Source organism: Nocardiopsis quinghaiensis (genome assembly GCF_008638365.1).
Lineage (GTDB): Bacteria > Actinomycetota > Actinomycetes > Streptosporangiales > Streptosporangiaceae > Nocardiopsis > Nocardiopsis quinghaiensis.
Genome location: NZ_VWVU01000006.1, coordinates 133,357 through 145,049 on the forward strand (window position 1 = coordinate 133,357; position 11,693 = coordinate 145,049).

Annotated in this window: 16 protein-coding genes and 1 pseudogene; 3 read left to right on the plus strand and 14 right to left on the minus strand. The window is 64.9% G+C overall.

The window, feature by feature from the left end; translation table 11 throughout:
- Positions 1-95: 95 nt before the first annotated feature.
- A complete protein-coding gene (locus FYX01_RS14570; protein ID WP_150241591.1) occupies positions 96-950 on the plus strand; it encodes a helix-turn-helix domain-containing protein in 855 nt (284 codons plus the stop codon).
- Between the two features lie 5 nt (positions 951-955).
- Positions 956-1,216 carry a DUF397 domain-containing protein gene (locus FYX01_RS14575; RefSeq protein WP_150241593.1) on the plus strand — a complete coding sequence of 87 codons (261 nt, stop codon included), beginning with the start codon at positions 956-958 and terminating at the stop codon, positions 1,214-1,216.
- Between the two features lie 214 nt (positions 1,217-1,430).
- Here the strand turns inward: FYX01_RS14575 and FYX01_RS14580 are convergent, their stop codons facing one another.
- The 13 genes and pseudogenes from FYX01_RS14580 to FYX01_RS14630 form a co-directional block, all read right to left on the minus strand.
- Positions 1,431-2,468: a protein-L-isoaspartate O-methyltransferase family protein gene (locus FYX01_RS14580; RefSeq protein WP_223830464.1), complete on the minus strand. Its 1,038-nt coding sequence runs from the start codon at positions 2,466-2,468 to the stop codon at positions 1,431-1,433.
- 19 nt (positions 2,469-2,487) lie between these two features.
- Entirely contained in the window at positions 2,488-2,895 is a 408-nt protein-coding gene (locus FYX01_RS14585) for a lasso peptide biosynthesis B2 protein (protein ID WP_223830465.1), read from the minus strand.
- 8 nt (positions 2,896-2,903) lie between these two features.
- A complete protein-coding gene (locus FYX01_RS14590) occupies positions 2,904-3,179 on the minus strand; it encodes a lasso peptide biosynthesis PqqD family chaperone (protein ID WP_150241595.1) in 276 nt (91 codons plus the stop codon).
- On the minus strand, positions 3,176-4,993 hold the full coding sequence (locus tag FYX01_RS14595; protein WP_223830466.1) for an albusnodin/ikarugamycin family macrolactam cyclase: 1,818 nt from the start codon (positions 4,991-4,993) through the stop codon (positions 3,176-3,178). Before FYX01_RS14595 ends, FYX01_RS14590 begins: the two co-directional genes overlap by 4 nt.
- A 55-nt stretch (positions 4,994-5,048) precedes the next feature.
- Positions 5,049-5,165, minus strand: a complete 117-nt coding sequence (locus FYX01_RS26180) for a lasso RiPP family leader peptide-containing protein (protein ID WP_190394331.1) — start codon at positions 5,163-5,165, stop codon at positions 5,049-5,051.
- 147 nt (positions 5,166-5,312) lie between these two features.
- Complete coding sequence (locus tag FYX01_RS14600) at positions 5,313-6,152, minus strand: helix-turn-helix domain-containing protein (RefSeq protein WP_150241599.1); 840 nt, start codon at positions 6,150-6,152, stop codon at positions 5,313-5,315.
- On the minus strand, positions 6,152-6,697 hold the full coding sequence (locus FYX01_RS14605) for a DUF6879 family protein (protein ID WP_150241601.1): 546 nt from the start codon (positions 6,695-6,697) through the stop codon (positions 6,152-6,154). Before FYX01_RS14605 ends, FYX01_RS14600 begins: the two co-directional genes overlap by 1 nt.
- A complete protein-coding gene (locus FYX01_RS14610; protein ID WP_150241603.1) occupies positions 6,681-6,881 on the minus strand; it encodes a hypothetical protein in 201 nt (66 codons plus the stop codon). Before FYX01_RS14610 ends, FYX01_RS14605 begins: the two co-directional genes overlap by 17 nt.
- A gap of 266 nt (positions 6,882-7,147) precedes the next feature.
- Entirely contained in the window at positions 7,148-7,813 is a 666-nt protein-coding gene (locus FYX01_RS14615) for a DUF433 domain-containing protein (RefSeq protein WP_150241605.1), read from the minus strand.
- 247 nt (positions 7,814-8,060) lie between these two features.
- On the minus strand, positions 8,061-8,699 hold the full coding sequence (locus FYX01_RS14620) for a hypothetical protein (protein ID WP_150241607.1): 639 nt from the start codon (positions 8,697-8,699) through the stop codon (positions 8,061-8,063).
- Between the two features lie 142 nt (positions 8,700-8,841).
- A complete protein-coding gene (locus FYX01_RS27175) occupies positions 8,842-9,090 on the minus strand; it encodes a hypothetical protein (RefSeq protein ID WP_317846068.1) in 249 nt (82 codons plus the stop codon).
- Between the two features lie 60 nt (positions 9,091-9,150).
- Positions 9,151-9,309, minus strand: a pseudogene (locus FYX01_RS27260) (pentapeptide repeat-containing protein); the annotation flags it as partial.
- Between the two features lie 137 nt (positions 9,310-9,446).
- A complete protein-coding gene (locus FYX01_RS14630; RefSeq protein ID WP_150241609.1) occupies positions 9,447-10,253 on the minus strand; it encodes a transposase family protein in 807 nt (268 codons plus the stop codon).
- A gap of 161 nt (positions 10,254-10,414) precedes the next feature.
- On the opposite strand from FYX01_RS14630, the gene FYX01_RS14635 reads away from it, so the two are divergent.
- Positions 10,415-10,777 (plus strand): hypothetical protein, encoded by a 363-nt coding sequence (locus FYX01_RS14635; protein WP_150241611.1) that lies wholly within the window; start codon positions 10,415-10,417, stop codon positions 10,775-10,777.
- Positions 10,778-11,351: 574 nt separating this feature from the next.
- Here the strand turns inward: FYX01_RS14635 and FYX01_RS14640 are convergent.
- Entirely contained in the window at positions 11,352-11,681 is a 330-nt protein-coding gene (locus FYX01_RS14640) for a hypothetical protein (protein ID WP_150241613.1), read from the minus strand.
- Between the last annotated feature and the right edge of the window lie 12 nt (positions 11,682-11,693).

Consider the following 11,693-nt stretch of genomic DNA (forward strand, 5'->3'; position numbering starts at 1 on the left):
CAACTACAGTGAAGCCCATGGGACTCGTAAATACAAGTCTCATTTACAAGTCGTCCAAGTTGTACCCAACTGCGAAGAACAGGCAAGATCCAGTAATGGACCGCAATCCCACGCTCGCTCAGTGGCAGCTCGCTCAGGAACTTCGGCGCATGCGAGGCGGCCGTAAGTTCAACGAGGTGGTGAAGGCCGCGCGCACAACAGGCGGCAGCTTGGCAAGGTGGGAGACGCCTGGGGATCGGGGCTCCGTCCCGGGTCCTGCGGCCGTCGAGCGCCTGCTCCAGATCTACGACGCGGAGGACCAACTGGAGCGCATCCTCGCGCTACGCAAGGAAGCTCGACAGCCGGACCGCTGGCAACCCTTCGACCTGGAACGCAGCTACCGGACCTACGCCAATATCGAGTCCCAGGCGACCTCGATCGAGTACTACGCCTCCCAGATCATCCCGGGCATAGCGCAGACCGAGAGCTACTCTCGCGCCATCATCAAGGCCACCCTTCATCCGAGCAGCGATGTGGATCGTGAACTTCAGGTGCGCATGGAGCGAAAGCGCATCTTGGAGGAACGAGAGGACCCCGAACTCTGGCTGGTCGTGTCAGAGGGAGCTCTCCATCAAGAGGTGGGTTCCCCGGCAGTTATGGCGCAACAACTGGAACATCTCATCGAGCTGGCCCACCAACCGAGCGTGACCCTCCAGGTGCTACCGTTCCGTGCGGGCGCTCACGTGGCCATGCGGCTTTCGTCGTTCGTCATGCTGCATGTCAGCCACCATGGCCTGACAGCCGTATACACGGAAGGGCAGACTTCCAGCTTCTTTCTGACGGACCAAGAAGACGTGGAAGAGTACGCCACCCTCTTCAACCGGCTTCGAGCCTCTGCTCTCGACGAAGGACGACCCGCACACAAGCTCTTGGAGCACGTGGCCGCCATACACAGGAGCAGGAAGGAATGAACGCAATGTTCGTCGACCAACACTCGACGGTCTGGTTCAAGTCCAGCTACTCACAGGGCGAGGCTGCCTGCGTAGAGGTAGCGCACGTACCGACGTCGTTCCGCAAGTCGTCCTACAGCGGTCACAACGGCAACTGCGTGGAGGTGGCCGACGCCCCCGGCTTCTCCGCCGTCCGTGACACCCAGCACCGCGACCACGGCACGCTTATCTTCGGCCCCGCCGAGTGGCGCGTCTTCCTCAGCACCGCTAAGGAAGACCTCAGCTAGGTCAGAGACCCGGCGCCCTGTGCCCTCTCCCCACGGGTGGGCACAGGACGCTCAGTCTCGTTGTCCCGCTCACTGTGATCCCCCGGCGGGCAGCGCCTCCTTCTGGGCATGCGGCGGGGACCTTGATCTCTATTTGGCGGCGGTTCCGGCATCCGGGCGACCGCGGTCCCCGAGGCTGCTACCGGATAGCCCCCGGCTCTTGCGTCCCCGGTCCTCAGACGCCCGCGAGCTCGGCGCGGACGCGCCACCCTCCGTCAGTGCGGGTGAGCACCGGCCACAGGTCGGCGTAACCAGGACGGCCCGCCTCGCGCCACTCGGCCACCCACGCATGGACCCGCTCCAGCGGGGCCGGTCCGCCGCCGTGCACGGCGCTTCCCGCGTCGGCGGCCGTGAACACCGCGGCGCCGTCGGCGTCCGCGCTGCCCACACCCCAGGCGGGGCCGCCCAGGCCCACCACACTGATGTCCTCGGGATGACGTGCGTAGAGGTAGGCGGTCAGGTCCACGGCCGACTCCCCGGGTTCCAGGACGCGGACCCGCGCGGTGTCGCCGTCGGCCACCACCTTGAGCGCGCGGCGCGCGGCTTCGCCGTCCTCAGTCGCCCAGGGCGCGGAGATCCACAGCTCCCGTCCGTCCCTGGCGCACACCAGGGCGTCCACCCCGCGAGGGGGCACCAGCCACTGGTCCAACTCCTCGCCGTGCATCTCGACGTAGCGCCCCGCGAAGAGGTACTCCCCCTCGGGGCCGCGCTCCGGGTCCACGCGGGCACGCAGGATCGCGGCGGTCCGCACGCTCGGCGCCAGCTCCACAGGGGTGACGATCACGGCCCCCCGTGCGACCTGCTCCACCCATACCCCGGGAAGGAGGCGCGGCGTCGTCCAGGCCACGATCCGGTCGAAGTCCCCGTGTCCGGGAGCCCCCAGCGCACCGTCACCGGTGACCAGGTCGACGTTGGTCCGGCCCCGGGACCCGTGCAGCTCGCGCGCCCTCTCGCTGAGTCCGGCAACGACGTCCACCGACACCACCGAGCCCTGCGGCCCCACCAGTTCGCTCAACAGGGCGCCGGAGAAACCCGACCCCGTACCGATCTCCAGCACCCGCATACCGGTCCGCACGTCCAGTCGGCCGAGCGTCTCGACGATCGCCCCGGCCGCCGTGCTCTGCGTGACGAGGCTTCCGTCGGGCCGGAGCGTGTAGTAGTCCTCGTCGACGGCCGCGAGTGCCGCCGTCACGTTCGAGTGGTCGCCCATCATGTCCCTTCGACAGTGGTGTCTATGTCCGTTGCAGCAGGAGGTAGGGGCGGTCGGGCTCGGAGGGCTCACCGACGGGCACGCCCCCGACCTCGATCCAGGCGTGCGCCGCGTACGGCATGAGGCGCGCACCGATGCACCAGTCCACGGAGCGTCCCGTGAACAGGCAGGCGAGCGCTGCCGCGAGGGAGTTCTCCAGACAGGCGGCCCGGCCGGGGAACCAGTGCGCGGCCCGGCGGACCGCGCCCACGACGGCCTCGGCCTCCTCGACGGTGGCGGACCGCGCGACACCGCGCTTGAGCCTTCCCACGAGGTCCACACTGCGTTTGAGGGGAAGGCGAAGCAGGACCACCGCCAGGACGAAGCCGAGCAGCCCCGCGCAGCGGTAGCGCCGACGCGGGCGCGACCCGGGCGAGGGAGGCAGTGCCATGTGCGAGCTCAAGGGGTGGGCCCCTCTCCCCGGAGCAGGCCACGACCTCGCAGTTCCTCCGTGAGGGAGCGGACGTCCTGGAGGAGGCGTCGTGCCGGAACCCCCAGGTCTTCGGCCAACCGCGTCGCCGTGTCCTCTGGGGACCTCCCCTGGCACAGGGACCGCCATATGGCCGCGGCGGTGGGATTCAGGCCGAAGAACCTGCCTGAGGACAGGTCCAACAGCACCGCGCCGTCCTCCGTACCCGCGTACCGGACCCCTGGAGCGGGGCTGAGGCTCGTCATCGGTCTCCTTGCGGGGTGAGGGTGGACTCCGGGAGAAGGGCTGGGCCGTGTTCGAGTCCGCGCAACCACACCTCGGCCGCCACGACGTCACAGATTCCCGCCATCGCCGCGTATCCGCCGCCGATCGCCCGATCCAACTCGGCCAGGGCCAGGCGGGGCTGGAGAACACCGAGGTCCGCCAGACGCGACTCTCCGAGCAGGTGTCGCAGCCGTGCGGCGTTGCGGCGGATCCCGTGGTACTCGCACGCGCCGTAGTCGCCCTTGGTGCGGCGCGCGTACAACTCGGCGGGCAGGTCTCCTGAGAACGCGGCTTTCAGTAGAGGCTTGGCACGGAGCACCGAGACCCGCTCGACGGAGGGCACCGCCAGACAGGCCGCCACCACCTGGTTGTCGAAGAACGGCACGGCCATCCGCACCCCCAGATGCGCGGCGATGTCGACGAACAGGCGGGTGTCGGACGCGTGCCGACGGATCACGCGCAGCGCGTGCGCGTCCACGCCCTCGGACCCGTGCGCGTCCTCGGCTGCCCGCCGCAGCCGGGACGCCACGGCGTCGCGGGCCCTCTCCGTCCCCCACCGGGCGGCCGGAGCCGTACGGGTCCAGGCGATGGCGTGCTCGACCTTGGAGAAGTTCTCCGGGCCCTGCGGTGAGGGGCTCGCCTCCAGGTCTGCGGCCTGGACGTTGAGTGCGTCCGCGTAGGTGACCCGCCGTGCTGCCCATGCCGCCTTCGCGACCCGGTGCGTCGGCCGGTGCCGGAGCCTCGCCCAACCGCGGGCCTCCCGGGCGAAGGGCCGTGGATCGACCTGTCCGGCCAGCGCTGCGAGATAGGTCAGCGGGGCACCGAGCACGGCGTCTCCCCCGTCACCGGCCAGGTGGACCGATACTCCCGAGGCGGGCCGCAGGCGGACGCGGTCGCGCACGAGGATCACCGCGTCCAGGCTGGGGTGGTCGGTGATCGGGACACCGTCCATGCCGGTGAACGGCAGCGACGCCGCGTCTCCCTCCACGATGACCTGGTCCAGCCCTGAGTTCCCGGCAGCGAGCAGGGCCGCGTATCCGACGTCGTCGTCGTTGGCCGCGAACGGGTCGGTGTAGGTCAGAGCCGGTAACGGGTCGTCCCGGTGCCGTGCGGCCAGCAGCGCGAGCGTGGACGAGTCCATCCCTCCGGAGAGGTCGGCGGTCACCGTACGCGCGTCGGCGACCCGTGCCCGGACACCGGTGTCCAGGGCCTCGCGGAGCGCATGGGCCCCCTCCCGGAACGACGCGCGCCCCCGCCGTACGGCCCGGGGGCCGAGGACGGCTCTTCCGTCGTTCAGGAGGAGGACCCGGTCCGGTGGTACTTCGGTGACACCCTTGTAGAGGGATCCTCCGAAAAGACCTGTGTGAAAATCCGGGCAGAAGAGCCGGGCGGCCAGCGCGTCCGCGTCCAGGTCGCGGACGGGGTCGCGTATGAGCGCCAGCGGTGTGGACGCGAACTCGGCACCTCCCGGACCGGAGCGGTACCACACGCGGTGCAGACCTGCCAGGTCCGTGGCGACCGCCGTCTCCGTGCCATGGCTGACGACCACACAGTAGGAACCGCGAAGAGCGGCCGTCCGAGCCGCCGTCTCGTGCAGTGGTCCGCCGTGGGACAGGGCCTCCCGCAGTTCGCCGGAGGTCGCCAGGCACTCGCCCAGGAGAAGGGCGGAGCGGTCGTGTACTCGCGTTCGCCGGACCCGGTCCTTTGGCCAGGACCCGAGCAGCCGTATCCGAAGCTCCGGGCCTGAGCCGGGTCGGCTGGTGCCCGAGCCGGAGAAGTACCTCGTCACCGCCACAGTGTCGCCTTTCCGTGAAGGTGCCGCCCCGGAGGGCGGGGCGGCACGGATCCGGTCAGTAGTAGCGGGCGGTGTTGAGGTCGGCGGTGTCCTGGGACGCACTGCCGAGGGTGAGCTCGCGAGCGTCACCGAGATCGACCAGCACCGGGGGCTCGTATGCCTGTTCCTGCACGTCCACTCCTTACGGGCATCCATGAGGGGCGTTCTCCCTCAAGCACGAGCAAGAATATTCCCAGAAACTAGCAAGGTCAAGGAATATCTGCGTTCTCACCTGTCATGGAGCGCGATGCAGACTCGCGGAGGGAGGGAGCGAGCGAGGTCAGGCGTGCTCTCGGGTCAGCTCAGCGAGGAAGGCGCGGGCCTCGTCGCCGTAGACGGCGGCGTCCGCGAAAAGCTGAAAGATCTCCAGGTAGAAGCTGATGTCGCGCGGCTCCGCGATCGACCTGTGGGTGGTGAAGCTCTCCACCGACACCTCGCGCTCATCTCGCACGGTGAAGGCGTTGATCGGGACCTGGGGTACGGGCACGTTCCATGGCAGGACACCAAGCCGTACGTTCGCCAGCGTCGAGACGTTCGCTATCCGATCCACCTGAGCAGCCATCGCCGCCCTACTGCCCATCCGCCAGCGCAGAGCTGCTTCCGTGACCACGAGGTGGAAGTGTCGGTCTTCGTCGAAAAGCACGGCTTGACGGTCAAGGCGAGCCTGAACCGCTTGGGCGACGTCGGTCCCGGCCATCGACAGGGGCTGGCTGAACACCGCACGCGCGTACTCCGCCGTCTGCAACAGTCCTGGAACCATCGTGGGCTGAAACACCCTTGTCCGCACTGTGCGGCGAGCCTTCTGGCCCACCTCTTCCTGGACCCGATGGAGTCCACGCTTGCGCAGCATGCGCAAGGACCTGTAGCGATCGTTGAGCGCTCTGGCACGGGACTCCAGCTCCTCCCGTGTGACCCGGGGTACCTGGTAAAGGTCCAGGAGAAGCCGGACGTCCCCGTAGGACGGCGTGGCTTTGCCGGTCTCAAGCTTGGAGACCTTGGACTGGCTCCACCCGAGCCGTTCAGCCACAGCCACGCCGGACATGCCGGAAGCGGCACGGAGCCGCCGAATCTCCTCGGCCAGCTCCGCGCGGTTGCGTTCAAAGGATTCAGGTGTGTCCATCAGCCCCGGTGATACTGCGGATGCGCTCTCCAATACTCGTTGAAGGGTACGGCCTGTGCCATCACGAGGTCGCGCTGGGCGCGGTAGTGCGCCAGGTCCGGGGCCTCCAACAGCTCCTTACCGAGGAACTCGCCATCGTCGCGGTAGTCCATACGCACCACATGGGTCTCGTCGAAGAACCAGAAGTCCTCGTTGACGAGCCCGTCAGGACGCCCGCGCTCGGCGGTGTCGAGGATGAAGATCTCCTCGCCCGCTTGGGAGTTGAAGGCGTAACCCCACTCCATCTCGTAGCGGAGATAGTCGTTCAGGGGGCTGTGCACGACGTGGACACGGAAGCGCCGGATCCCTCGCGCTGCCTGCTCCGTTACCCGCTGCATGTAGGGGGTGGTGACGCCCACCTTCGGGCAAAGCCCTCCAGCCAAATAGGAGGCCAGCACCGACGCCTCGGAGACCGGGTTGTAGACAGGCAGGGTCTCCAGGCGGAAGATGCTCTTGGCCGCACCGTCGAACAGTTCGTCGAAGCCCTCGTTACTCAGCAGCGGCACGGAGCCCCCTCACCAGGTCGACGGGCACCTCGACCGCGCTCTCCCCGGCAGGCAGGCCGAGTTCTTGGAGTACGTCCGGGTCGTTGATCACGTATCCCTGCACGATGTAGGTCTCCCGGCCCGTCGCATAGACAGCCGGGCAGTTGTCGTCCTCACAGCCGCCACTGATCTTCGTAAGCTTCAAGGGGGTCTCCTCGCTCGAAGGACTTTGGCCACCACAGGCTATTCCACAAAATGCCACATGTTAAGGAATAATCTCATACTGGTTGCGAGAGGGACGGTCCCCTACATGTCCTGTCCCTCAGCAGGAGAGGGGAAGATCGGCGGACATACGCCCCGAGGCAGCGTCCCAACTCCCGTACAGGTCGGGTGGTGTGTGAACGGTGTAACCGGAGGTCCACCAGACAGCGGCGGGCAGCACGACCCGCCACGTTCTCGTCCATGTAGAACTCAGGCGGCCTGGCCCAGAGCGAGGCGTGCGGCGGTCCGGACGGTGTCGAGGTCGATTCCGAACTCATCGGCGACCACCTCGGGGTCCTCGTCCGCCTTGAGCATGTCTGCCACGTCGGCCACCCGGACTCCCGAGTCCTCGAAGTAGGGCTGTCCGAAGAACCGGTGTGGATCGATCACGACCCGGTGTGGATCGAAGACCATCAACCGCAGCTGCTCCGGGTACTCGTCGTCCGCCCACGTGATGTATTCCAGGTAGTCCTGGATGATCTCGCGCATGACGCGCTGACCCGTCTTGCCCTCGATGATGCCCTCGCCGCCAGCGGTCCGGGAGAAGTCCCCCAGGACGTCCACGCCGTCGGTGGCCAACTCGTGCGCCACCAGCGCGTACGGCCCGAACTCCTGCCTGAGGCGGTCCAGGGCGGGACGGATGCGCCGTGAACGTACCCCCGCGACCCGTAGCGCACGGAGTACGTGCGCTTCGGCCAGGGCGATGAACGGCATGGTGGCCGTCAGCTGGTCAGGACGTCCTGGCAACGCGTGCACCAGAGCGGGCGCGTCGTCGTGTCCATGTGCCCATCCGCTGAGGGTCGTGCGCTTGTTTCCCAGGTAGCGGGCGGTGTCGGCAACGTTGAGCACGCCCATCGTGAACCTGATGTCGTCCATACCGCCCACTTTACAAACCTCGACGGCTTCGACCTTCAGCAATCCGTGGCGGTGGAGGACCCCGGCGACGGTCGCCAGTGCGGAGAGGCATTCGAAGACACCTGCCTTCTCGTCCGTGTCGACGAACCACTCCCATGAACCAACAGCCTCGGGAGCCCTGAGAAGTCCACCCTCAGTTCCCCTCCATGTAGATTCGCGCGCTCCAAGGAATGATGACCGCCTCGTCAGACCAACGGTTCTGTGGTAATCACAACCTGTCAGTGGAGTTCATGGCCAAGCCATCCACAAGGTCTTCGGGGTCCGGGCGCTTGATCCAGAAGCCCTCCGATACACCGAAGTACGTACTCTCCCCATTCTCAGTCTCGGCCTGGAGCTCCTTCTCCACCTCTTCGAGGGCTGCGGCCAAGCGCGGCGCGTTCTGGCCATAGACCTCGGGGTGAGAGTGACCCGAGAAGTCGTACCAGGACCAGATGTCGTGGTGAACACTGATCTGCACCTGGATCTCATCAGGATCGGGAGAGACCGTCAGATTGACGAGTTGATGTTCCTGGCGCCTTCTGCCGCTCGCGTCGATCCATATCCCGGTGCTGACCGTGTCGATATGGGCGACATGCGCATTGGGGAATCCAGAAGGTCGACTCTGATGCACGAACTTCGCATACAGGGGATCGGTGAACGGAATACCCGGAGCTACCTTTGTCCAGATCCCGATCTTACCCTTTCCATATTCATTCCAGCAGATTTCTATGGCATGTAACTTGAGAAGTTCGTGCTTTTCCAGAACACTCGCCACCCTGGCGACAACAACGATGTTGGGCTTCTTGAATGCCTCGACATACCACAGCCACGAACCGACTTCACTGGGCGCTCGCAGGAGGGTTGACATCAGTCCTCCCTAACTATTCGGGTAGATGGAGGTACCGGAGAGGAAGTCGAGAGTTCCTTACTGGAATAGATACAAAAGAAGGCTTCCCTCAACCTCAACAGAATCGCAAAGGAGGGCACGATCGAGATACCGACCTCCTGATTCAAACCTCATCCGAGATTTTCACGCCTGGAGCCCCGTTGTCCTGGAACCACTCAGCGAGCTCCGTCCCGCTGATGACGTGGGGCTCACTTTCCGTGCCGACGTCTACGGTCCCTTTGACCCAACCGCCGGCTCCAACCATCCTACATCCAAGGACTTTGGCCTCCTTGAAGACGGTACTTCCGGAAGTCCCGCCAGGACCGAACCACACGCCTGACAGATCTGATTCACGCAGGTCCGTCTCGTGCATCCATACTGCGTTGAAGTGCGCATCTCTGAAGCATGAACCGACGGTTTCAGCACGGTAGAACTTGGCGCCAACGAACGATGCCCTGGTGAAATCTGCTTCCCGCGCCTCGCACTCCGACAGGTCAGCCTTGAGGAAGTTCGCATCGACGAACTTTGAGCCATTAAGGATGGCCGCAATGAGTTCCGAATTCGAGAAGTCACATCCATTGAAGACGCAATCTCTGAGATCCGTTTAAATGAAATACAAGTATCTCATGGGGGTTCCCGACAAGTCGGTCCCTCGCAGATCCATCGTGGACGCGCCAAGCTCCTCCCCTCGATCCCCGCGCGTGTTCAGTGAGGTTTTCTCAGTGAGTTCTATTTCCATGCGTTGTTGAGGACCAGAGCGGCTTGGGCGATGGCTCCGATCCGGCCAGGGCTCAGCGTGATGTGTTTCAGGGCCCGCCAGCGCTGCTTCAGCTCGGCGGCGGCTCGTTCGCCCAGGGCCCGAACACAGCGTAGGAGCCGGTTGTGAGCACGGTTGTCGCTGGTCATCGGGCTGGGAATGTCGGGGTGGGGGCGTAGCGGGGTGTGTACACCGATTCCGGCCCCGAGGTAGCCCACGTCCGCCAGGGTGGGCAGTCCTTGTGCCGCGGCGGGGTAGAGCGCGGGCAGAGCGTGGATGCGGGCGCAGGTCAGATCATGGTGCGATCCGGGCTCGACGTCGGAGACCCACAGTGGGGTGCCGTCGGGAGCGGCCAGGAACTGCACGTTTCCGGCGAAGCGCTTGGCCTTGCCCGAGTACCAGGCGTCGTTGCCCTTGTCGTTGGTGCCGGCGACGCGATCGCAGTTGATGAGGGTGCCGTCCAGGATCACGTGGCCCATGCCCTGTTCGCGGCACTGCCGGAGGGTGTGGTGCAGGTCGGGGGCTTGGTCGGCCAGGACGTCGATGGCCTCGTGCAGGTAGCGGTAGCCGGTGGCCTGGGAGATGCCCGCGTTGTGGGCCAGAGGGTGCACGGGTCCTGCTTCGCGGAACCAGCGCAGGGCGAGAAGTGCTTGGCGGAACGGGCCCAGAGCACGGGAGCCTTGCGGGGTGCCGATCAGGCGGCGGTGTGCGGCCAGGTGCCGGGCGAGGAGCTCGACTACGTGGCGGGGGACGTCGAGCATGGCAGAATAGGGAACCAACGTGAGGCCTCTGGTTCAGTGGACGATCTTGTGGAAGAGAACCGTCCTACCAGGGGCTTCACGTCTGCGTGGGGTGATTCCCCAATGTCTGCTTCTGTCTCTTTCGTGCACTTGATCCGGTTTTCTGGTTCGTGTTTCGCTGAGAAAACCTCAGTCAGTCAATGTATGACTGGATGTCCAATGCGGCATCATTATCGACCGGCAGGGTAGCGGCCTCGTACATCGCTTCAGGCTCACTCTCCTTTGTCATCGTCGCCTCCGGTGCCGGTGTGGTCCTGGGGCGGATCGTCGCCGCCGCTATCGCTGCCGCCGCCGGTGGTGGGTTCGGGGCGCTCCGATTCCTCGCGCGGACCGCCCGTGCCCTCCTGATCGTCGTCGCGACGCTGGGTCAGGTCGTCACCCTGATCGCCCTCGACGTCCTCATCGCGACGTGGGGGACGCTCCTCGCCGCGGGGCGCATCGGTCTCACCCCGCTGGGACTCGGTCCCCGGACTCGGGAGAGAGATGATTCCTCTCCCAGATAGAGGACTTCAGGGATTCAAAGGATCAGTCCAATCGGGGCCTGTAAACGAGGGGTCGGTCGTCACTGTCAAAGCGAGAGGCAATCTCCCATCTTGTTCTCTCGGAAATCAGATCGAAGATAAACTGCATTTTCTCGGGACTGTCAGACCACGTGGCCCAAAATACATCTATGGCCGCACTGCATGGCCCTGACAAGACTTCTTCGACGTGCACATCGATTTCACCTATGCGTTCATCTCCGGATGCAATCCGAAACTCGAAGGTTTCGGTGGCATTAGTCCACTCCTGCACCAATTCAGGGAATCTGCGCAATACAGAAGCGACTTCGCCAGGGTCAGCGGAAACCTCAATAAACTCAACTCTCGACAACATTCCTCCTAAGGCCAAACGATAGTGTAGCCGCCGCCGATTACAACTACCTCGCTCAGGTCTCCCACCATAGTTGAACATCCCCTTCCCGAGCCTCTCCACGGCGGACTCTTGGGAAGTTCCCAGGTGCCTCACGTCAAACACCATCCGACGCGACTGCCCTCTCGCGCTTCTAATGTTTCGCTCGAAAGACCTTGCGCCATTTTTCTACTCCGGAAATATGGGTGGGCGTTCAATGATGGGAAGGTCGTTGTCGTCGAAACCCAGAGCCAGGCGCCATGGCGTAGCCTCAGCAAGTCGATCGAAGAATGAATGAGCGTTTTCCTTGGCATTCTCTCGCGAGGTTCCGTATACATCCACTGCTGTGGTGAAGCCGTCGTAGATGTCAAGTTCCTCTACATCCAAGACCAAGTCACTGATCCGGATCTCCATGACGCCGCCACTGCGCCCAGGGGAAATCGAGGCTCCCAAGTCCCGCATTAGTGAAACAACATCTTCCGGTTTCACTGAAATCATAATTGTTTCCGAGTGTGCCATTACATCAACTTT

Bases quoted from the DNA above. Each gene is read 5' to 3' on its own strand.
- FYX01_RS14615 (WP_150241605.1), bottom strand. From the start codon at position 7,813: ATGGACGACATCAGGTTCACGATGGGCGTGCTCAACGTTGCCGACACC.
- FYX01_RS14620 (WP_150241607.1), bottom strand. From the start codon at position 8,699: ATGTCAACCCTCCTGCGAGCGCCCAGTGAAGTCGGTTCGTGGCTGTGG.
- FYX01_RS14570 (WP_150241591.1), top strand. From the start codon at position 96: ATGGACCGCAATCCCACGCTCGCTCAGTGGCAGCTCGCTCAGGAACTT.
- FYX01_RS14580 (WP_223830464.1), bottom strand. From the start codon at position 2,468: ATGATGGGCGACCACTCGAACGTGACGGCGGCACTCGCGGCCGTCGAC.
- FYX01_RS14635 (WP_150241611.1), top strand. From the start codon at position 10,415: ATGTATGACTGGATGTCCAATGCGGCATCATTATCGACCGGCAGGGTA.
- FYX01_RS14640 (WP_150241613.1), bottom strand. From the start codon at position 11,681: ATGGCACACTCGGAAACAATTATGATTTCAGTGAAACCGGAAGATGTT.
- FYX01_RS14575 (WP_150241593.1), top strand. From the start codon at position 956: ATGTTCGTCGACCAACACTCGACGGTCTGGTTCAAGTCCAGCTACTCA.
- FYX01_RS14590 (WP_150241595.1), bottom strand. From the start codon at position 3,179: ATGACGAGCCTCAGCCCCGCTCCAGGGGTCCGGTACGCGGGTACGGAG.
- FYX01_RS14585 (WP_223830465.1), bottom strand. From the start codon at position 2,895: ATGGCACTGCCTCCCTCGCCCGGGTCGCGCCCGCGTCGGCGCTACCGC.
- FYX01_RS27175 (WP_317846068.1), bottom strand. From the start codon at position 9,090: ATGCACGAGACGGACCTGCGTGAATCAGATCTGTCAGGCGTGTGGTTC.
- FYX01_RS14600 (WP_150241599.1), bottom strand. From the start codon at position 6,152: ATGGACACACCTGAATCCTTTGAACGCAACCGCGCGGAGCTGGCCGAG.